At 54.4% G+C, this 19,944-nt stretch carries 19 protein-coding genes and 1 pseudogene; 15 read left to right on the top strand and 5 right to left on the bottom strand.

The genetic code is table 11. The annotated features are described in order from the left end of the window. Positions 1–172: 172 nt before the first annotated feature. The 6 genes from AB2B48_RS03840 (at position 173) to spy (ending at position 7,032) form a co-directional block, all read left to right on the top strand. A complete protein-coding gene (locus tag AB2B48_RS03840; protein ID WP_368300852.1) occupies positions 173–1,393 on the top strand; it encodes an aspartate aminotransferase family protein in 1,221 nt (406 codons plus the stop codon). Continuing rightward, entirely contained in the window at positions 1,390–2,421 is a 1,032-nt protein-coding gene (gene astA, locus AB2B48_RS03845) for an arginine N-succinyltransferase (RefSeq protein WP_368300853.1), read from the top strand. Before AB2B48_RS03840 ends, astA begins: the two co-directional genes overlap by 4 nt. Beyond that, positions 2,421–3,899 (top strand): succinylglutamate-semialdehyde dehydrogenase, encoded by a 1,479-nt coding sequence (gene astD / locus AB2B48_RS03850; RefSeq protein WP_368300854.1) that lies wholly within the window; start codon positions 2,421–2,423, stop codon positions 3,897–3,899. The genes astA and astD overlap by 1 nt, the downstream gene beginning before the upstream one ends. Further along, positions 3,896–5,221, top strand: coding sequence for an N-succinylarginine dihydrolase (gene astB, locus AB2B48_RS03855; protein ID WP_368300855.1), 1,326 nt, complete (start codon positions 3,896–3,898; stop codon positions 5,219–5,221). The genes astD and astB overlap by 4 nt, the downstream gene beginning before the upstream one ends. A gap of 9 nt (positions 5,222–5,230) precedes the next feature. After that, a complete protein-coding gene (gene astE / locus AB2B48_RS03860; protein WP_368300856.1) occupies positions 5,231–6,208 on the top strand; it encodes a succinylglutamate desuccinylase in 978 nt (325 codons plus the stop codon). 317 nt (positions 6,209–6,525) lie between these two features. Further along, positions 6,526–7,032, top strand: coding sequence for an ATP-independent periplasmic protein-refolding chaperone Spy (spy, locus tag AB2B48_RS03865; RefSeq protein ID WP_185665994.1), 507 nt, complete (start codon positions 6,526–6,528; stop codon positions 7,030–7,032). 99 nt (positions 7,033–7,131) lie between these two features. On the opposite strand, the gene nadE is transcribed toward spy, so the two are convergent. Then, positions 7,132–7,959, bottom strand: coding sequence for an ammonia-dependent NAD(+) synthetase (gene nadE, locus AB2B48_RS03870; protein ID WP_333011834.1), 828 nt, complete (start codon positions 7,957–7,959; stop codon positions 7,132–7,134). A 228-nt stretch (positions 7,960–8,187) separates the two neighbouring features. Here nadE and osmE point away from each other — a divergent pair, with 228 nt between their 5' ends. From osmE to AB2B48_RS03915, 9 genes and pseudogenes are all read left to right on the top strand, one after another. After that, entirely contained in the window at positions 8,188–8,526 is a 339-nt protein-coding gene (gene osmE / locus AB2B48_RS03875) for an osmotically-inducible lipoprotein OsmE (protein WP_220440581.1), read from the top strand. A 288-nt stretch (positions 8,527–8,814) separates the two neighbouring features. Continuing rightward, positions 8,815–9,135: a PTS sugar transporter subunit IIB gene (locus AB2B48_RS03880; protein ID WP_035897020.1), complete on the top strand. Its 321-nt coding sequence runs from the start codon at positions 8,815–8,817 to the stop codon at positions 9,133–9,135. An 84-nt stretch (positions 9,136–9,219) separates the two neighbouring features. Continuing rightward, positions 9,220–10,578: a PTS N,N'-diacetylchitobiose transporter subunit IIC gene (chbC, locus tag AB2B48_RS03885; RefSeq protein WP_368300857.1), complete on the top strand. Its 1,359-nt coding sequence runs from the start codon at positions 9,220–9,222 to the stop codon at positions 10,576–10,578. Positions 10,579–10,632: 54 nt separating this feature from the next. Beyond that, positions 10,633–10,980, top strand: coding sequence for a PTS N,N'-diacetylchitobiose transporter subunit IIA (gene chbA, locus AB2B48_RS03890; protein WP_035897022.1), 348 nt, complete (start codon positions 10,633–10,635; stop codon positions 10,978–10,980). Positions 10,981–11,005: 25 nt separating this feature from the next. Continuing rightward, on the top strand, positions 11,006–11,830 hold the full coding sequence (chbR, locus tag AB2B48_RS03895) for a transcriptional regulator ChbR (protein WP_185665998.1): 825 nt from the start codon (positions 11,006–11,008) through the stop codon (positions 11,828–11,830). Positions 11,831–11,935: 105 nt separating this feature from the next. After that, positions 11,936–13,282, top strand: a complete 1,347-nt coding sequence (locus AB2B48_RS03900; RefSeq protein ID WP_185665999.1) for a 6-phospho-beta-glucosidase — start codon at positions 11,936–11,938, stop codon at positions 13,280–13,282. 11 nt (positions 13,283–13,293) lie between these two features. Next, a complete protein-coding gene (chbG, locus tag AB2B48_RS03905) occupies positions 13,294–14,049 on the top strand; it encodes a chitin disaccharide deacetylase (RefSeq protein ID WP_185666000.1) in 756 nt (251 codons plus the stop codon). Positions 14,050–14,188: 139 nt separating this feature from the next. Then, positions 14,189–14,428 (top strand): cell division activator CedA, encoded by a 240-nt coding sequence (cedA, locus tag AB2B48_RS03910; protein ID WP_185666001.1) that lies wholly within the window; start codon positions 14,189–14,191, stop codon positions 14,426–14,428. 89 nt (positions 14,429–14,517) lie between these two features. Next, positions 14,518–15,874, top strand: a pseudogene (locus tag AB2B48_RS03915) (IS3 family transposase). A gap of 120 nt (positions 15,875–15,994) precedes the next feature. Here AB2B48_RS03915 and AB2B48_RS03920 read toward each other — a convergent pair. The 4 genes from AB2B48_RS03920 to hxpB form a co-directional block, all read right to left on the bottom strand. Further along, positions 15,995–17,386 carry an L-cystine transporter gene (locus AB2B48_RS03920; protein WP_185666002.1) on the bottom strand — a complete coding sequence of 464 codons (1,392 nt, stop codon included), beginning with the start codon at positions 17,384–17,386 and terminating at the stop codon, positions 15,995–15,997. 178 nt (positions 17,387–17,564) lie between these two features. After that, positions 17,565–18,155, bottom strand: a complete 591-nt coding sequence (locus AB2B48_RS03925) for a metal-dependent hydrolase (RefSeq protein ID WP_185666003.1) — start codon at positions 18,153–18,155, stop codon at positions 17,565–17,567. 88 nt (positions 18,156–18,243) lie between these two features. After that, positions 18,244–19,005 (bottom strand): 2-dehydro-3-deoxy-D-gluconate 5-dehydrogenase KduD, encoded by a 762-nt coding sequence (gene kduD, locus AB2B48_RS03930; protein WP_333011824.1) that lies wholly within the window; start codon positions 19,003–19,005, stop codon positions 18,244–18,246. 154 nt (positions 19,006–19,159) lie between these two features. Then, positions 19,160–19,828, bottom strand: a complete 669-nt coding sequence (hxpB, locus tag AB2B48_RS03935) for a hexitol phosphatase HxpB (protein WP_368300858.1) — start codon at positions 19,826–19,828, stop codon at positions 19,160–19,162. Positions 19,829–19,944: the final 116 nt, after the last annotated feature.

Genomic DNA, 19,944 nt, shown 5'->3' on the forward strand with positions numbered 1-19,944 from the left:
TTATGCACTTGTGGTGAATAGGTTGCTTTTGTAACTTATTGATATTTCGTTATCAAACTCCGTTTATGCATTTTTACCTCTCGCTGGCACGAACCGTGCAATCTACATTTAAAGGGAAAAACATCAATTCATTAACATAAAATAAACCATTTATTTACTTATCGAGGTCGCTATGTCTCAGTCAATCAGCCGTCAAAATTTTGATCAGTGGATGATGCCGGTTTACGCCCCGGCAGCGTTTATTCCTGTTCGCGGTGAGGGGGCCTGGTTGTGGGATCAAGAGGGCAAAGGCTATATCGATTTTGCTGGCGGTATTGCGGTAAACGCCCTGGGACATGCGCACCCGGCGATGGTTCGCGCCCTGACCGATCAGGCGACAAAATTCTGGCATACCGGCAACGGCTATACCAATGAGCCAGCGTTGAAACTGGCTAAGCAGCTGATTGACGCCACCTTTGCTGACCGCATTTTCTTCTGTAACTCCGGGGCCGAGGCCAACGAAGCGGCGCTGAAAACGGCGCGTAAGTTCGCCCACGACCGCTTCGGTGCGCATAAAAGCGGCATTGTAGCCTTCAAGAATGCGTTCCACGGCCGCACGTTGTTTACCGTTACCGCAGGCGGGCAGCCCGCCTATTCTCAGGACTTTGCGCCGCTGCCGCCGGATGTTCGCCACGGGGTTTATAACGATCTTGAGTCTGCGCGCATGCTGATTGATGACAGCACCTGTGCGGTGATCGTTGAGCCGATTCAGGGCGAAGGTGGGGTGATCCCGGCGACGCTTGAGTTTTTACGTGAGCTGCGCGAGCTGTGCGATCGCCATCATGCGGTGCTGATTTTCGATGAGGTGCAGACCGGCGTGGGCCGTACCGGCGAACTGTACGCCTATATGCACTACGGCATCACGCCGGATCTGCTGACCACCGCGAAAGCGCTGGGCGGCGGCTTCCCGATTGGTGCGATGCTGGCGCGCGAAGAGATGGCGAGCGTCATGACCGTCGGTACCCACGGCACGACCTACGGCGGTAACCCGCTGGCCTGCGCGGTGGCAGGTGAAGTACTTTCCATTATTAACACGCCTGCGGTGCTGAGTGGCGTCAAACAGCGCGAGCAGTGGTTTAAAGAACGGCTACAGGCCATCAACACCCAGTTTGGGTTATTTAAAGAGATACGCGGCATCGGCTTGTTAATTGGCTGCGCGCTGAGTGACGAATACGCCGGGAAAGCGAAGCAGATAAGCCTGCTGGCAGCGGAAGAAGGGCTGATGGTGCTGATTGCTGGGGCAAACGTGGTGCGTTTTGCCCCGGCGCTCATCGTCAAAGAAGAGGACGTGACGCTCGGTCTCAACCGTTTCGCCGCGGCCTGTGAACGTTTTGTCGCGGGAGAGTCATCATGATGATTATCCGTCCCATCGCGTCCGGCGATCTGCCCGGCCTGCTAAAACTGGCAGGAAAAACCGGCGGCGGGTTGACCTCGCTGCCGCAGGATGAACACACGCTGGCGGCGCGAATTGCTCGCTCGCAGGCGACCTGGCAGGGCACGCTGCCGCGCGGCGACCAGGGCTATGTGTTTGTGATGGAAGATACCCGCAGCGGCGACGTGGTGGGCGTGTGCGCCATCGAAGTGGCCGTCGGCATCAATGACCCCTGGTATAACTATCGAGTAGGGACGCTGGTGCATGCATCGAAAGAGCTGAACGTCTATAACGCGCTGCCAACGCTGTTTCTGACCAACGATCACACCGGCAGCAGCGAACTGTGTTCGCTGTTTCTCGACCCGGAATGGCGTAAAGAGAGCAACGGGCACCTGCTGTCATCCTCACGTTTTCTGTTTATGGCGGCGTTCCGCGACTGCTTTAACCACAAGGTGGTGGCAGAGATGCGCGGGGTGATTGACGACCACGGCTATTCACCGTTCTGGGAGAGCCTTGGTAAACGCTTTTTCTCGATGGAGTTTGCCCGCGCGGATTATCTCTGCGGCACCGGGCAGAAGGCGTTTATCGCTGAACTGATGCCAAAACACCCGATCTACACCGATTTTCTCAGTGAAGAGGCGCGGGCGGTGATTGGGCAGGTGCATCCGCAAACGGCGCCCGCGCGCGCCGTGCTCGAAAAAGAAGGCTTCCGCTACCGCGACTATGTCGACATTTTTGACGGCGGCCCGACGCTGGAGTGCGATATCGACCGCGTAAGAGCGGTGCGTAAAAGCCGTCTGGTGACGGTGGCGGCAGGTGAACCGGCAGGGGCCGATTTACCGCTCTGCGTGGTTGCCAACGAACAGTATCAACACTACCGCGCAATGCTGGTTCATGCCGACCCACAGGCAGATGTACTGACCCTGAACGCCGAGCAGTCCGATGCCCTGAACTGTCACCCGGGTGATGCCGTTCGCCTGGTGCGCTTATGCCCTGAGGAGAAAAAATAATGAGCCTATGGATAAATGGTGGCTGGCTGTCTGGTCACGGCGAGGCGCGTCGCAGCGCCAACCCGGTGACGGCAGAAGCGGTATGGCAGGGCAATGACGCAGATGCCGCTCAGGTTGAGCAGGCGGTTGCCGCCGCGCGTTCGGCGTTTCCCGCCTGGGCGCGTCGGCCGTTTAGCGAACGTCAGACCATCGTCGAAGGGTTTGCTGCGCTGCTGGAGGCCCATAAAGCCGCACTGACCGACACTATTGCCCGCGAAACCGGCAAGCCGCACTGGGAAGCTGCCACCGAAGTCACGGCGATGATCAACAAAATTGCCATCTCTATTAAGGCCTACCATAGCCGTACCGGGGAGAGCCATACCGACATGGCCGACGGTGCGGCGACCTTACGCCATCGTCCGCAAGGCGTGCTGGCGGTATTTGGCCCCTATAACTTCCCTGGACATCTGCCAAACGGCCATATCGTACCCGCGCTGCTGGCGGGCAATACGCTGGTGTTTAAGCCGAGTGAACTGACGCCTGCATGCGGCGAGGTGGTGGTTAAGCTCTGGGAGCAGGCTGGGTTACCGGCGGGCGTGCTGAATCTACTTCAGGGCGGGCGGGAAACCGGTGAAGCGCTCAGCGGCCAGTCGGGGCTCGACGGCGTGCTGTTTACCGGCAGTTCGGCAACGGGGTTCCATCTCCATCGTCAGCTTGCCGGGCAACCACAAAAAATGCTCGCCCTGGAAATGGGTGGCAACAACCCGCTGATTGTCGATGACGTTGCCGATCTGGATGCCGCGGTGCATCTGACCATTCAGTCAGCGTTCGTCACCGCCGGGCAGCGCTGCACCTGCGCGCGCCGCCTGCTGGTGAAGCGTGGCGCGCAGGGCGATGCGTTTCTTCAGCGGTTGGTTGAGGTGACGGGGCGCATTATGCCGGGCGCGTGGAACGCCGACCCGCAGCCGTTTATCGGCGGGCTTATCTCGCCGCTGGCCGCGGAGCGAGTCTATCAGGCCTGGCAGATGCAGGTAGAAAAAGGCGGTAAAACGCTGCTGGCACCACGATTACTTAAGCCGGGAACGTCCCTGTTGACACCGGGGATAGTTGAGCTCAGCGAAGCGCACGACATCGCCGATGAAGAGGTCTTTGGGCCGCTGCTTGGGGTATGGCGTTACGATGATTTTGATGAGGCGATTCGGTTGGCTAACGCTACTCGCTACGGCCTCTCCTGCGGGCTTATCTCACCGGATCGTGAACAATTTGAGCGCCTGCTGCTGGAGGCGCGTGCCGGGATCGTCAACTGGAACAAACCGCTGACGGGTGCGGCGAGCACCGCGCCGTTCGGCGGCACCGGAGCCTCAGGTAACCATCGCCCCGGTGCATGGTACGCCGCGGACTACTGCGCATGGCCAATGGCCAGCCTTGAATCACCGCTGCTGACGCTACCTGCGACCCTCAACCCTGGGCTTGATTTTCAGCACGAGGTGCCATCATGAACGCCTGGGAAGTGAACTTTGACGGTCTGCCGGGGTTAACGCACCATTACGCCGGGCTGTCGTTTGGCAATGAAGCCTCGACGAAGCATCAATATCAGGTCTCTAACCCGCAGCGCGCGGCGAAGCAGGGACTACTAAAGATGAAAGCGCTGGCGGACGCGGGATTTCCGCAAGGGGTGATCCCACCGCAGGAGCGACCGAATGTTGCGCTGCTGCGTCAGCTTGGCTTTAGCGGGCGCGATGAGCAGGTGATCGCCAAAGCGGCTGCGCAGTCGCCGGAGTTGCTGAGCGCCGCCAGTTCGGCCTCGGCGATGTGGGTGGCCAATGCGGCGACGGTTTGTCCTTCAGCGGATGCGCTGGACGGCAAGGTGCACCTGACGGTGGCAAACCTGAGCAGCCTGCTGCACCGCGCCAGTGAAGCGCCGACCACTCAGGCCATTCTGGAGGGTATTTTTGCTAACCCTGACCATTTCGCGGTGCACCGCGCGCTGCCTTCGGTGGCGGCATTCGGGGATGAAGGGGCCGCTAACCACAACCGCCTGGGGCGCGACTACGGCCAGCCAGGCGTGCAGCTGTTTGTCTATGGTCGTGACGGTGGGCAGGGCAACCAGCCGCAGCGCTATCCGGCTCGGCAAACGCGGGCGGCAAGCGAGGCGGTGGCCCGGCTGAACCAGCTCAACCCGAATCAGGCGATGTTTGCCCAGCAAAACCCGCAGGTCATCGACCGTGGCGTGTTCCATAATGATGTTATCGCGGTAAGCAATCGCCAGGTGCTGTTCTGTCATGCTGAAGCCTTTGTGAATCAGTCCGCGCTGATGGGCGAACTGGCGCAGAAAGTGCCGGGGTTTATGCCGATAGAAGTTCCATCCTCCAGGGTAACGGTGGATGACGCGGTGTCGACCTATCTGTTCAACAGCCAGCTGCTCAGTAAACCTGACGGCAGCATGATGCTGGTACTACCGGGTGAAGCGCAGGAGCACCCGCGGGTGTGGCGCTACCTTAACGATCTGCTGGCGCAGGATAACCCGATAGACGCACTGCGGGTGTTCGACCTGCGTGAAAGTATGGCCAACGGCGGCGGCCCGGCCTGTCTGCGTCTGCGCGTTGTGCTTACCGAAGCTGAACGCCAGGCGGTGAATCCAGCGGTAATGATGAACGATACGCTGTTCGCCACGCTGAATGATTGGGTTGATTGCTACTACCGGGACCGGCTAACTCAGGCCGATCTTGCCGACCCGCAGCTATTGCAAGAAGGACGAGAGGCGCTTGACCGCTTAACCCAGATACTGCGTCTGGGCTCGCTCTACCCGTTCCAGCGCTAAGGAGGCGGTATGAAACAGTTTCTGGCCTTGACGCTTGCGGGGAGGCTGCCGGAGCAGCCTGAGGGCGACACGGCGCACTTCCACTGGGAGTGGCGTGAAGCTGGCGTGCTGCAACTGACGCCGCACGAGCCCTGCTCACAGGCGCTGGTGCTGTCAGCGGGCATTCATGGCAATGAAACCGCCCCGGTGGAGATCGTCGACTATCTGCTGAAGGCGCTTTTAAACGGTGAGCTTAAGCTGCGCTGGCATCTGCTGGTGGTGCTGGGTAACCCACCGGCGCTGCGCGATAACAAGCGCTATCTGCACAGCGATATGAACCGCATGTTCGGTGCGCGCTGGCGGCATTTTCCCGTCAGCGACGAAACTATCCGTGCCGCCAGCCTTGAGCAGACGCTTACCGCGTTCTACCAGCGCTGTCCGGCGGAGGTGCGATGGCATCTGGATCTGCATACCGCCATTCGTGGCTCGCATCATCAGCGCTTCGGCGTGCTGCCCGCGCAGGAATCGCCGTGGGAACCGTCGTTTTTACGCTGGCTGGGTTCCGCAGGTCTACAGGCGTTGGTGTTTCATCAGTCGCCCGGCGGTACCTTCACTCACTTTAGCTGTGAATATTTTGGCGCGCTGGCCTGTACTCTTGAACTGGGGAAAGCCAAACCGTTTGGGCAAAATGATCTAAATCAGTTTGCGCTAGTAACGCGGCAGCTCAGGCATTTGCTGGCGGGAGAGTTTGGCGGCGGCGCTGATACGGTGCCGCTGTATTATCGTGTCGTGCAGCAGATTACCCGTCGCAGCGCCGACTTCCGGCTGTATATGTCAGCGCAGACGCTAAACTTTACCCCTTTTGCTAAGGGGACGCTGTTGGCGGAAGACGGCGATACGCGTTATGTGGTGTCATCGCCCTGCGAATATGTGCTTTTCCCTAACCCTGATGTCGCATTGGGCCTGCGGGCGGGATTGATGCTGGAACGTTGTCCACCAGCGGATTAATTAAACTGGGCCGCACGCGGGGGCGCTGCGGCTTTGATTATTTGTGCCAGGATTTATTGCGGATTATTCTTAAGGTTGTGCTTTATTATTAATCATGGCTGCTTTATACTTCTTCAAAATCTCTTCTTAATCAGCTAGTTGATTATTTTTGTTGCAACTCTCCACATTTCTTCCTTAATTTCCTCATAATTGGCACGAAATCGTTTTTTACACTTTCATTGTTTTACGCACGCTCTGATTAATTGACGATAAACCCCGTAAAGTTAATCTCGTCAACACGGCGATGCGCCGTCAGAATAACTGAAAGTAAGGATTCGATGATGAAAAAATTAACTGCTCTGTTTGTTGCCTCTACGCTGGCTCTGGGCGCGGCTAACCTGGCTCACGCTGCGGACACCACCTCAACGACCACCACCGACGCGGCGCAGCCGAACGGTACGATGATGCATCATCACAAAGGCAAAATGGGCCCACGTCATGACATGATGTTCCAGGGGCTGAACCTGACCGATGCGCAGAAACAGCAAGTTCGCGACATCATGAAAGAGGGACGCCAGCACATGAAGCGTCCGCCGCAGGAAGAGATGCGCGAGATGCACAACCTGATCGCCAGCGACAGCTTCGACAAAGCGAAAGCTGAAGCGCAAATCAACAAGATGGAAGCACAGCATAAAGAGATGATGCTGTCTCGTCTGGAAACCCAAAACAAGATTTACAACATCTTAACGCCGGATCAGAAAAAGCAATTTAATGCCAATTTTGAGAAGCGTCTGACAGAACACAAAGCGCATGAAGGTAAAATGCCGCCTGCGCCTGCTGAATAATACCTTCAGCGCACTGTCTTAAGACCGCCGGAGTTGCCCATAAACGCCATCAGGCTATGGGCAGCTCCGGCGGTTTTTTATTGCCGGTAAATCAAGAGATTACTTTTTCCAGAAATCGTCGAACACGGTAATCGGCGTGCGACGTTTGTGCTCGGTCTTCAGATACCAGCCTTCGATAGTTTTGGCGATTTCCACCGGCAGCGTTTTGCCTTCCAGATAGTCATCAATATTGTCGTAGCTGACGCCAAGCGCGGCTTCATCCGGCAGAGAAGGGCGGTCGTCTTCAAGGTCTGCGGTTGGCGCTTTCTTATAAAGGTGCTCTGGGCAGCCAAGCTCGGCCAGCAACAGTTTTCCCTGGCGTTTGTTGAGACGGAAAATCGGGTTGATGTCGGTGCCGCCGTCACCGTACTTGGTGAAGAAGCCGGTGATGGCCTCGGCCGCATGGTCGGTACCTACGACGACGCCGTGCGTCATGCCGGCGATGCTGTACTGGGCCTTCATACGTTCACGAGCTTTTTCATTACCGCGAACAAAGTCGCTCAGTTCAATACCGGCTTCACGCAGTGCCTGCTCACTGGCCAGCACGGCACCTTTAATATTAACGGTCAGCACGCGGTCGGGCTGGATAAAGGCAATTGCATCCTGACAGTCCTGCTCATCGGCCTGCACGCCGTAAGGCAGACGCACGGCGATAAACTGTAGCGCGCTGTCGCCGGTTTCGGCGCGCAACTCGTTAATCGCCTGCTGGCACAGTTTGCCGGTAAGGGTAGAGTCCTGACCGCCGCTGATGCCAAGCACTAACGATTTGATAAACGGATAGGTTTTCAGATACGCCTTGAGAAAATCTACGCTGCGACGGATCTCTTGTTGCGCGTTAATCTGTGGTTTTGCGCCGAGTGCCTGAATGATTTCTTGTTGTAATGCCATTTACCCCTCCGGAATGTGTGTGCCAGCCTGAAAATCGCGTGTCGTTGGCCCATCAGAACAAGGTGTTAAAACTACCTCTTTGACGCTGAAACGACAAGGATCACAATTTTGACTGCTGTATATTAGTCCGATTTACCGTGGGTTACGGTAATCAATGCGCCTTGTAATTTGATAAATAGCAATATTTATTCCAGGCTTAATGGACACCAACAAAAAAGGAGAGGGAAGATGAACAAGAATATAGCAGGGCTTCTGGGTGCAGCAGCGGTAATGACCATGCTGGCGGGCTGTACCGCCTACGACCGGACCGCCGATCAGTTCACGCAACCGGTGGTCAAAGATGTGAAAAAAGGGATGAGCCGCTCTCAGGTGCTGCAGATTGCCGGTAAGCCATCCACTGAAATTAAGATGATTCATGCTCGCGGAACCTGCCAGACCTACATTCTGGGTCAAAGAGATGGTAAAACGGAAACCTACTTTGTGGCGCTGGATGACACCGGCCACGTCATCAACTCTGGCTACCAGACCTGCGCCGAGTACGACACGGACCCTGCCGCCAAGAAGTGATCCTCGTGCATTGATAGGATTCATACGAAAGCCCGACCCGTGTGTCGGGCTTTTTTATGAGAAATGATGCTTATTTCTTGTCGCGAATTATTTTGAGTAAAGTGTGAAGGTAGTCAAAACGAGAGGTCAATGAGAGACAATTTTTGGGTCTTGAGAATTATCCGTACACAAATTGTTGCCGTATACTCATCCCATAAACAGAAGATAACTCATCTGTTACATACGAGGGTAGTGGGCACATGGAACATCGCCCGGTGATGACAGATTTCACAAGTTGAGGAAGCGTGAATGGAAAAGAAACATATCTATCTATTTTGTTCTGCAGGCATGTCCACTTCATTACTGGTCTCCAAAATGCGAGCTCAGGCTGAGAAATACGAAGTGCCAGTTATTATTGAAGCATTCTCTGAAGCGTTCGCTGCAGAAAAAGGTCCAGAAGCAGATGTGGTTCTGCTTGGCCCACAAATCGGCTATATGCTGAACGATATTAAAAAGATTCTGCCAAACAAGCCGGTTGAAGTTATTGACTCAACGCTTTACGGCAAGGTCGATGGTTTAGGTGTGTTAAAAGCAGCTGTTGCTGCAATTAAGAAGTCAGCTGCGCAGTAATTTTATTTTTAATTTTCCCGTCAAAGAGTTATTTCATAATTAATCGCCGCAATATTGATTGCGGCCTTTTAAGGGTATTTTTCTATGAGTAAAGTGATCGATTCGCTTGAAAAGGTACTCCTTCCTTTTGCTGTTAAAATAGGAAAGCAGCCCCATATCAATGCCATTAAAAACGGTTTTATTAAATTAATGCCGCTGACCCTTGCGGGGGCCATGTTCGTCTTAATTAATAACGTTTTCCTGAGCTTTGGTGAGGGGTCATTCTTTTATTCAATGGGGGTCCGCCTGGATCCATCAACCATTGCGACCTTAGACAGCTTTAAAGCCATCGGCGGTAACGTTTATAACGGTACCTTAGGCATTATGTCGCTGATGGCGCCTTTCTTTATCGGCTCTGCGTTAGCAGAAGAACGTAAAGTTGACCCAATGGCAGCGGGCCTGCTGGCGGTAGCGGCATTTATGACCGTCACCCCTTACAGCGTCGGCGATGCCTACGCCGTCGGTGCGAACTGGCTGGGTGGTCAAAACATTATTTCCGGTATGATCATCGGTCTGGTTGTGGCGGAACTGTTCACCTTCGTTATCCGTCGTAACTGGGTGATTACCCTGCCGTCGAGCGTACCGTCTTCGGTTGCGCGCTCCTTCTCGGCGTTAATTCCGGGCTTCCTGATTCTGTCTATCTTCGGGATCATCTCCTGGATCCTGACCTCGTACGGCAGCAACTTCCACCAGATCATCATGGACTCCATCTCCAAACCGCTGGCATCAATGGGTGGCGTGGTAGGTTGGGCTTACGTGGTATTCAACGGTCTGCTGTGGTTCTTCGGTGTACACGGTTCCCTGGCGCTGACCGCGCTGGATAACGGCATCATGACCCCGTGGGCGCTGGAAAACATCGCGCTGTACAACCAGTACGGTTCCGTTGACGCCGCGATTGCCGCTGGCCAGCAGTTCCACTTCTGGGCGAAACCGATGCTCGACTCCTACATCCTGCTGGGTGGTTCCGGTGCGACGTTGGGTCTGATTATCGCTATCTTCATTGCATCCCGTCGCGCTGACCATCGTCAGGTGGCGAAACTGGCTCTGCCATCCGGTATCTTCCAGATTAACGAACCGATTCTGTTTGGTCTGCCGATCATCATGAACCCGGTGATGTTCATCCCGTTCGTACTGGTACAGCCGATTCTGGCAGCTATCACCCTGGCGGCCTACTCAATGGGCATCATCCCGCCGGTGACTAACCTGGCACCGTGGACCATGCCTACCGGCCTGGGGGCATTCTTCAACAGTAACGGTAGCGTTGCCGCCCTGATTGTTGCGCTGTTCAACCTGGGTGTCTCAACGCTGGTCTACCTGCCATTCGTGATGATTTCGAACAAGGCGCAGGCCACCATTGAAGAAGAAGAAAGCGAAGAAGATATCGCTGCCTCTCTGAAATTCTAATGCCAATGCGGTATGGAGCGAGCCTCCATACCGCCCTCACAAAAGGGAATAGTTATGTTTGATCTGGATAATGTGGTTGCTGAGGACGTGCAGGAAAACGATCTCGAAGAAGTGGTGATGGGCCTGATTATCAACTCAGGGCAGGCACGCAGCCTGGCATACGCCGCGCTGAAACTGGCGAAGCAGGGTGATTTTGAAACCGCGAAAGCCACGATGGAGCAATCCCGCATTGCGCTGAGCGAAGCGCACCGTGTACAGACTCAGCTGATTGAGAGCGACGAAGGCGAAGGCAAAATGAAGGTCAGCCTGGTGCTGGTCCATGCGCAAGATCATCTTATGACGTCAATGTTAGCTCGCGAGCTGGTTGCTGAATTGATCGAACTTCACGAGAAGGTACAATAGGCTTTTCCCTATGAGGCAACCAAAGATGATCACCATGGAAATCAACACCGCCCGAGAACAACAGCTCTTTAACGGTAAAAATTTTCATGTCTTCATCTACAACAAAACGGAAAGTATCAGTGGGTTACACCAGCACGATTACTACGAGTTCACTATCGTACTGACCGGCCGCTATTATCAGGTGATAAACGGTAAACGGGTCATGCTGGAGCGAGGAGACTTTGTCTTCATCCCGATGGGGTCGCATCACCAAAGCTTTTATGAGTTCGGTGCTACGCGCATTCTCAACGTGGGGATCAGCAAAGATTTCTTCGATACGCACTATCAGTCGCTGATTCCGTTTGCGCTGGTTGCTTCGCAAGTCTATTCGATCAAAAGCACGTTTCTGAGTTACATCGAGTCGGTTATTGCCTCACTACACTTTCGCGAAACGGAATTCGACGAATTTATTGAACTGGTTTCCTTCTACGTGATTAATCGCTTACGCCATCACCGGGAAGAGCAGGCGCAGGATGTGACGCCGCCGTGGTTAAAAACCACCGTAGAAGCCATGCACGATAAATTAAAATTTGGTGAAGGCGCGCTGGAAAATATGGTCGCGTTATCCGGGAAAACCCAGGAATATTTAACCCGAGCCACCCAGCGCTATTATGGCAAAACGCCGATGCAGATTATTAATGACATCCGCATTAACTTTGCCAAGAAACAACTGGAAATAACCAACTACTCGGTAACCGATATTGCGTATGAGTCAGGTTACAGCAGTCCAAGTCTGTTTATTAAAACATTCAAGAAGCTGACCTCATTCACGCCAAGTAATTATCGGAAGAAACTGACAGTTATCAAATAACGCGCTACGACATTATTTCGTAGTTCTGAAACAAAGCATTTAGCTCACCGCATATTATGCGGCGGGTAAGCCACGTTTAGCTTGTGGATCTCGAGGGAGAAAAGTATGAGCCAGAAATTGAAAGTCGTTACTATTGGTGGTGGTAGCAGCTATACGCCGGAATTACTGGAAGGTTTTCTTAAACGCTATCATGAGCTGCCGGTAACGGAACTGTGGCTGGTTGACGTCGAAGGCGGCCAGGAGAAGCTGGATATTATCCACGCACTGTGCGAGCGCATGGTGGAAAAAGCCGGCGTGCCGATGAAAGTCTATAAGACGCTGAACCGCCGTGAAGCGCTGAAAGACGCCAACTTTGTCACCACCCAGCTGCGCGTAGGCCAGCTGAAAGCCCGTGAAAAAGACGAACGTATCCCGCTGAGCCACGGTTACCTGGGCCAGGAAACTAACGGCGCGGGCGGCCTGTTTAAAGGTCTGCGCACCATTCCGGTGATTTTCGACATCATTAAAGATGTTCAGGAAGTCTGCCCGGACGCGTGGGTTATCAACTTCACTAACCCGGCCGGGATGGTGACAGAAGCGGTTTATCGCCACACTGACTTCAAACGCTTTATCGGCGTGTGCAACATTCCAATCGGCATGAAGATGTTCTTCACCGACGTGCTGCGCCTGACCGAGAAAGACGACCTCTCCATCGACCTGTTCGGCCTGAACCATATGGTGTTCGTGCGTGATGTGCTGGTCAACGGCGAGTCTCGCTTTGCTGAACTGCTGGACGGCGTTGCCTCCGGTACGCTGTCGGCGAATACCGTGAAAAACATCTTCGATATGCCGTTCAGCGAAGGGCTGCTGCGCTCCCTGAACCTGCTGCCATGCTCTTATCTGCTGTACTACTTCAAGCAAAAAGAGATGCTGGCCATCGAAATGGGCGAATACTACAAAGGCGGCGCGCGCGCCCAGGTGGTACAGAAAGTCGAGAAGCAGCTCTTCGAACTGTACAAAAACCCGGATCTGAACGTGAAGCCAAAAGAGCTGGAACTGCGCGGCGGGGCGTATTACTCCGATGCAGCGTGCGAAGTGATCAACGCTATCTACAACGATAAGCAAACTGAACACTACGTCAATATTCCACACCACGGCCACATTGATAACATCCCGGCAGACTGGTCTATCGAAGTGACCTCCATTTTGGGCCGTGATGGTGCAAAACCGCACCCACGCGTGACCCATTTTGATGAAAAAGTGTTGGGCCTTATCCACACCATCAAGGGTTTCGAAGTGGCGGCCAGCCAGGCGGCGTTGAGCGGTGAGTTTAACGACGTGCTGCTGGCGCTGAACTTAAGCCCGCTCATCCACTCTGATAAAGATGCAGAGGTGCTGGCACGCGAATTGATTCTGGCCCATGAAGAATGGCTGCCGAACTTTGCTGCTACCGTGGAGAAACTGAAACAGTGACAGGAGGCATGATGGAACGTCTGTTAATCGTCAATGCCGACGATTTCGGTCTGAGCAAAGGCCAGAACTACGGCATCCTTGATGCCTGCAAGCATGGCCTCGTCACGTCGACAACCGCGCTGGTGAACGGCGCGGCTATCGACCACGCGGCGCGCATCAGCCGCCGCACGCCGGAGCTCGCCGTGGGCATGCACTTTGTGCTGACCCTGGGCGAACCGCTGTCATCCATGCCGGGGCTGACCCGCGAGGGTAAACTCGGTAAGTGGATCTGGCAGATGGCGGAAGAGGGCTCGCTGCCGATGGATGAAATTGCCCATGAGCTGGAGTGTCAGTACCGTCGCTTTATCGACCTGTTCGATGCCGAACCGACGCATTTTGACAGTCATCACCATGTGCATATGATCCCGCAAATTTTCCCTCTGGTGGCCGAATTTGCGAAATCGAAAGGCATTGCGCTGCGTATTGACCGCACCATTCCATATCCCTTTGAGATCCCGGAAGGGATACGAAGCACTGCGGCATTCAGCAGCGAGTTCTACGGCGACGCCGTGACCGAAGCGCTGTTCCTGCAGGTACTGGATGCCTCTATGGCGCGCCAGGAGCAGTCTCTGGAAGTGATGTGCCATCCGGCGTTTGTTGACCGGACGATTATGGGCAGCGCGTATTGCTACCCGCGTCTGGATGAGCTGGATGTGCTGACCTCTGAATCGCTGAAGTACGCGATTGCTGAACGAGGTTATCGTCTCGGAACCTACCGCGACGTGTAAGACGTGTCTTGTGTTACCCCCTCAACCCTTGCCCGGCAGCGTTCCTGCCGGGCTTTTTTGTGTATGACGCGCCCGGGCGATTCCTGCTATCATAAGACTTTCCTGCTTTTGCCATTAATGATTGTGAATTTAACTGCTTATGAAACCGCTTCGCCAACAAAAACGGCAGATTATCAGCTATGTACCGCGTACCGAACCCGCTCCGCCCGACCACGCCGTTAAAGTAGAAGGCTTTCGCGACGTCTGGCTTTTGCGCGGCAAGTACGTGGCGTTTGTGCTGATGGGCAGCGCGTTTTGTCGCTCGCAGGCGTTCTCTATTCCGGAGTCGGCCCAGCGTTGGGCAGTGCAGATGCGGCAGGAAGGCGATATCGACGCGTAACAGCGTGATACAGATATAAAAAAACCGCGGGTGAAAACTGAACTGCACCCCAAAAGTTGGACACCCAACGAAGTAAGGTGCAGTTTTTTATGAGCAAGTATTCTCTCAGCTTTAAGATTGAAGTTGTGCAGCACTATCTTTCTGGTCAGGAAGGGCAGCAAGCGACTGCAAAGCGTTTTGGTATCGATCACAGTGCCGTTCGTAAGTGGACTGCAGCCTGGAAGATTCATGGCGAAGCCGGGCTGACAACCCGGCATTTCACCTATTCTCCTGCCTTTAAAGAGTCCGTTATCCTTCATATGCGTGAACACCGGCTTTCTGTTCGCGAAATCTGTGCAAAATTCACTATCCCTGCCTTTTCCACTGTTCGACAGTGGGAACGACTGTATGATGAAGGCGGATTAGAAGCCCTTACTGACAGCCGACGCAGGAAAAAAACGATGCCAGAACGCCCTGAGAATCACCCTGTCCCTCCTTTGCAGGTCCCTCTTGCCCCGGATGAGCGAGAGGAGCTTGAACAACTGCGTGCTGAAGTGGCATATCTAAAAAAGCTGCAAGCCTTACTCAGGGAAAGAGACACGTCAAAACGCGGGATAAAGCGCAGATCGTGAATGAGTTAAGGCCGGAGTTCTCCCTTATACGTCTGTTAAAAGCGGCAGGGCTGGCGAGAAGCACGTTCTACTGGCAACAGGCCAGCGGTAAAAAACCAGACAAATATGCCGGTGATAAGCAGCGTATTTTAACGCTGTTTCATAAACATAAAGGACGTTATGGATACCGGCGGATCACGCTGGCGAGCCGTCGGGAAGGTAGCTTACTGAACCATAAAACGGTTCAGAGGCTAATGAAGGAGTTAGATTTAACCAGTTGTATCAGAAGGAAGAAATACAACTCCTACAGAGGCCGGTACGGGAAAGTTGCGGGTAATGTGCTGAACCGGCAGTTCAGTGCGGATAAGCCCAATCAGAAGTGGGTAACAGATGTCACAGAATTTAAAATCAATGGAGAAAAGCTGTATCTGTCTCCGGTTCTGGATCTGTATAACGGAGAAATAGTTGCGTATGAGATGGCGTCCCGGCCTCTGTTGCCGATGGTGGATGAGATGCTGTCGAAAGCGATGTCGATACTGGGAAAAGACGAATACCCACTACTGCATTCAGATCAGGGCTGGCAGTACCAGATGGCGCATTATCAGAAGCGACTTGAGGAAGGTGGTCTGAAACAGAGCATGTCAAGAAAGGGAACTGTCACGACAATGCGGTCATGGAAAGCTTCTTTGGTACGCTGAAATCTGAATGTTTTTACCTGTCAGACCATAGAGATATCAGCGAGTTGCGCATGGCTATCGATGACTATATCCACTATTACAACCATGAAAGAATCAAACAGAAACTAAAAGGCCTGAGTCCGGTAGAGTACCGAACCCAGGCCCTGATAGCCGCTTAATATAAACCGTCCAACATTATGGGGTCAGTTCAAAAACCAGCGGTTTTTTTGTTGCCCGGCGAAACGATGTGACGGCGGAGCAATCCCGGAGTCGGCGTTCCGCCTCGTCCGGGCTACAGGCTAGCGGTGAGCTAACTCGGCGTCTTCTTCGCTATTCAGCACGTCTTTGTCGGTCTGGCGCAGCCACTGGCTGGTCAGGGTACCGGCAGTCATGGAACCGCTCACGTTCAGTGCGGTACGGCCCATGTCGATTAACGGCTCAACGGAAATCAGCAGCGCAACCAGCGTCACCGGCAGGCCCATCGCTGGCAGCACGATAAGCGCCGCGAAGGTCGCACCACCACCCACGCCTGCGACACCGGCGGAGCTGACGGTTACGATGCCGACGAGCGTAGCAATCCAGACTGGATCCAGCGGGTTAATGCCTACGGTTGGCGCAACCATCACCGCCAGCATTGCCGGGTAGAGGCCTGCACAACCGTTCTGACCAATGGTGGCACCAAAGGAAGCAGAGAAACTCGCGATAGACTCCGGTACGCCCAGACGACGGGTCTGTGCTTCCACGTTCAGTGGAATAGAAGCGGCGCTGGAACGGCTGGTGAAGGCGAAGGTCAGCACTGGCCAGACTTTACGGAAGTATTTCAGCGGGCTAACACCGTTGGCACCCAGCAGAAGGCCGTGTACCACGAACATAATCAACAGGCCGAGGTAAGAGGCGATAACAAAGCTGCCCAGCTTGATGATGTCCTGCAGGTTAGAACCGGCTACCACTTTGGTCATCAGCGCCAGCACGCCGTATGGCGTGAGCTGCATGACGAGGCGAACCAGCTTCATCACCCAGCCCTGCAGGGTATCGATAGCGGTCAGAACGCGCTTGCCTTTCGGCTCGTCATCTTTCAGCAGCTTCAGCGCGGCTACGCCGAGGAAGGCGGAGAAGATAACGATGCTGATGATGGAGGTTGGGTTAGCGCCCGTCAGATCGGCAAACGGGTTTTTCGGCACGAAGGAGAGCAGCAGCTGCGGTACGGTCAAGTCAGCGAGCTTACCGACGTAGTTGCTCTGAATGGCGTTCAGACGCGCGGTTTCCGCAGAACCTTGTACCAGACCTTCAGCGGTGAGGCCGAACAGGTTGGTGACCAGCACGCCGACCAGCGCCGCAATCAGCGTGGTGAACAGCAGCGTACCGATGGTCAGGAAGCTGATTTTACCGAGCTGGGAGGCGTTATGCAGACGGGCAACGGCGCTCAGAATCGAGGCGAAGACCAGCGGCATGACGATCATTTGCAGCAGCTGTACATAGCCGTTGCCGACAATGTTGAACCATTGGATGGAATCTTTCAGCACCGGGTTATCGGAACCGTAGATCAGCTGCAAGGCGAGGCCGAAGACCACACCAATGACCAGGCCGACCAATACTTTTTTAGCCAGACTCCACTGCTTATGGCGAGTCTGCGCCAGAGCAAACAGCAGTACCACGAACACGATAATGTTCGCTATTAATGGAAAATTCATCCCCGTTCTCCTGAAGTATTATCCACGGCGTTCAGCGGCAATAGAGAAAGCCGCGACGCGTGTTTTTTTAGATCAAATCCGTAAAGATTTGTCTGGATGTGAGAAGGTTAACAGAAGTGCATTAGTCCGCTTATATCCAAATGGAATGGATTATGCCAAAAGTGTGATTTTCGCTGGATTATTGTTCAACGTGGCGACCAATAAAGCGATTGAAGTCCGTCTGCAGCATATTGATCATCGACGATGACCAGCGCACCGCGCCGTTGTCCGGCAGAGACTGAGGCATAAAGACGGCGTAGGCGAACAGCGCCATGCACAGCACGCGCTCCAGTTGGTTGCCTTTGCGCGGCGCGAGAATCGGCAAACGAAAACGCCAGCGGCATGGCCAGAGCAGCGGCACGCCCGCAGGGGTAAGCATATCGGCAAGAATATGGCTGAGATAGCCCAGCACCATGCCCTGAACCGCATCGGCCGGAACAATCCAGCTGTCGGGCACTTTCAGATAGAACAGCGTCAGCGCGCCAAAGACGGCGAGCAGGCTGTGGGTGAAACCGCGGTGGCCGCAGAGTCGCGCGATGGGTTTTGAGAGCCAGCTAAGCCGCTGCCCGAGCAGCGAGCGCGGGTGATCGATATCCGGGAGCAGGCAGGTCAATATCGCCGACGGCACAATATGCCACCAGTCCCCCTGAGCGAGAACTGGCGTGAGCTCGGCATTTTTAGCAAACACCGCGCAGGCGATGGAAAAGAGCAGATGACCTTCCGCCGTCATGATAAAACCCGTTATTCTGTAAATTCATACAGTATAGGGTTTTTATACAGTAGGCGGAAGAGGTTACAGTGTAACTCTTTGTCAAAAATTAGCGCGCCAGCCAGCCACCGTCGACGGCAATGGTGTAGCCATTGATGTAATCAGAGGCGGATGAGGCGAGGAAGACCACCGGGCCTTTCAGATCGTCCGGCGAACCCCAGCGTCCCGCCGGGATGCGGTCGAGGATTTCTTTGCTGCGTTCGGCGTCTTCGCGCAGCTGCTGGGTATTGTTGGTCGCCATATATCCCGGCGCAATGGCGTTAACGTTAATCTGGTGCTGAGCCCATTCGTTAGCCAACAGGCGAGTAATGCCGAGCACGCCGCTTTTTGAGGCGGTGTAGGATGGCACACGAATGCCGCCCTGGAAAGAGAGCATCGAGGCAATATTAATAATTTTTCCGCCATCGCCCTGTTTCAGAAACTGCTTCGCAACGGCCTGGGAAAGGAAGAATACCGATTTGATATTGAGGTTCATCACCTCATCCCAGTCCTTTTCGCTAAAGGAGAGGGCATCTTCCCGACGAATGGTTCCAGCGTTGTTGACCAGAATATCGATACGCCCGGCAGCGGCTATGGCGGCAGGCACAATATCGGCGATGCTTTCAGGCTGGCTGAGATCGGCCTGAATACTGTAAAGGCGTCGACCCAGCGCCGCGACTTTTTCCGCAGTCTCCTGCGGTACCCGGCGACTAACGCTGACAATATCGCACCCGGCTTCCGCCAGTCCCAGCGCCATGCCCTGGCCCAAACCTTTATCGCACCCGGTCACGAGCGCCACTTTACCTTGCAGATTAAAAGCGTGAAGAATCATGTCGACCCCTGTATGCGGTTTTTATCGTTATGAGATGACCTACAGGGCTAAAGCATAGAAGGGTAGAATCGAATATTCAAATAAAAATAAAACAGTGTTTCATTTTTTTATGATGAAGGTATCATTTGCGGGCATAATGAATGCCCGCAAATGATTATCCGAGCAGATTTTCGCGGGTCAGAAATTCCAGCGTCGGTAGCTTGACGTCCGCCAGGCTGAAACGCGGATCGAGCTGGCTTTCAGCAGCGGGCACGACGATAGAGCGCATACGCGCCGCTTTGCTGGCAATCATACCGTTGACAGAATCTTCCAGCGCCACGCACTGCAGTGGGCTAACGCCGAGTTCGGCCGCGCAGTTGAGGTAAACCAGCGGGTGCGGTTTGCTGTAATCGAGTTTGTCGGCGGAGGCCATTGCGTCAAACTGATGGCGCAGGTCGAACATGGTCAGTACTTTTTCCAGCATATACAGCGGGGAAGCCGATGCGAGGCCCACTTTCAGCCCCTGTGCTTTGCATAGCGCGACGGCTTCGCGGACGCCCGGCAGTAGCGGACGCTTTTCTTCCACCAGTGAAATTACGCGCGAAATAATACGCTCTACGACGGTGGCACAGTCAGGCCCCGTCCACGGTTGTTGCCCAAACCAGAGATCCACCACCAGATCGATGCGCAGACCGCGGGTATCCGGAAGCTCATGACGGCGGGTGAAATCCACGCCCAGTGCGCCGAGAATTTCGTGTTCGCTCTGTTCCCACAACGGTTCTGAATCAATCAACAAGCCATCCATATCGAAAATCGCGGCACGTATTTGACGCTCGGTGGACATAACTTCCTCTCCTTTAGGGTAACAAGTTCAGCAATGGTATATCATATCGCGCGTAAAGTCGGGCGAAAGTCACCTTCTACGGATAGACTCAATAAGCACGTAGCCCGAGAACAGGC

It is taken from the genome of Kluyvera sichuanensis (assembly GCF_040930405.1).
GTDB lineage: Bacteria > Pseudomonadota > Gammaproteobacteria > Enterobacterales > Enterobacteriaceae > Kluyvera > Kluyvera sichuanensis.

Bases quoted from the DNA above. Each gene is read 5' to 3' on its own strand.
- hxpB (WP_368300858.1), bottom strand. From the start codon at position 19,828: ATGTCCACCGAGCGTCAAATACGTGCCGCGATTTTCGATATGGATGGC.
- spy (WP_185665994.1), top strand. From the start codon at position 6,526: ATGATGAAAAAATTAACTGCTCTGTTTGTTGCCTCTACGCTGGCTCTG.
- astB (WP_368300855.1), top strand. From the start codon at position 3,896: ATGAACGCCTGGGAAGTGAACTTTGACGGTCTGCCGGGGTTAACGCAC.
- astA (WP_368300853.1), top strand. From the start codon at position 1,390: ATGATGATTATCCGTCCCATCGCGTCCGGCGATCTGCCCGGCCTGCTA.
- chbA (WP_035897022.1), top strand. From the start codon at position 10,633: ATGTTTGATCTGGATAATGTGGTTGCTGAGGACGTGCAGGAAAACGAT.
- chbC (WP_368300857.1), top strand. From the start codon at position 9,220: ATGAGTAAAGTGATCGATTCGCTTGAAAAGGTACTCCTTCCTTTTGCT.
- osmE (WP_220440581.1), top strand. From the start codon at position 8,188: ATGAACAAGAATATAGCAGGGCTTCTGGGTGCAGCAGCGGTAATGACC.
- astE (WP_368300856.1), top strand. From the start codon at position 5,231: ATGAAACAGTTTCTGGCCTTGACGCTTGCGGGGAGGCTGCCGGAGCAG.
- astD (WP_368300854.1), top strand. From the start codon at position 2,421: ATGAGCCTATGGATAAATGGTGGCTGGCTGTCTGGTCACGGCGAGGCG.
- AB2B48_RS03920 (WP_185666002.1), bottom strand. From the start codon at position 17,386: ATGAATTTTCCATTAATAGCGAACATTATCGTGTTCGTGGTACTGCTG.
- AB2B48_RS03880 (WP_035897020.1), top strand. From the start codon at position 8,815: ATGGAAAAGAAACATATCTATCTATTTTGTTCTGCAGGCATGTCCACT.
- cedA (WP_185666001.1), top strand. From the start codon at position 14,189: ATGAAACCGCTTCGCCAACAAAAACGGCAGATTATCAGCTATGTACCG.
- chbG (WP_185666000.1), top strand. From the start codon at position 13,294: ATGGAACGTCTGTTAATCGTCAATGCCGACGATTTCGGTCTGAGCAAA.
- chbR (WP_185665998.1), top strand. From the start codon at position 11,006: ATGATCACCATGGAAATCAACACCGCCCGAGAACAACAGCTCTTTAAC.
- AB2B48_RS03925 (WP_185666003.1), bottom strand. From the start codon at position 18,155: ATGACGGCGGAAGGTCATCTGCTCTTTTCCATCGCCTGCGCGGTGTTT.
- AB2B48_RS03900 (WP_185665999.1), top strand. From the start codon at position 11,936: ATGAGCCAGAAATTGAAAGTCGTTACTATTGGTGGTGGTAGCAGCTAT.
- nadE (WP_333011834.1), bottom strand. From the start codon at position 7,959: ATGGCATTACAACAAGAAATCATTCAGGCACTCGGCGCAAAACCACAG.
- AB2B48_RS03840 (WP_368300852.1), top strand. From the start codon at position 173: ATGTCTCAGTCAATCAGCCGTCAAAATTTTGATCAGTGGATGATGCCG.
- kduD (WP_333011824.1), bottom strand. From the start codon at position 19,005: ATGATTCTTCACGCTTTTAATCTGCAAGGTAAAGTGGCGCTCGTGACC.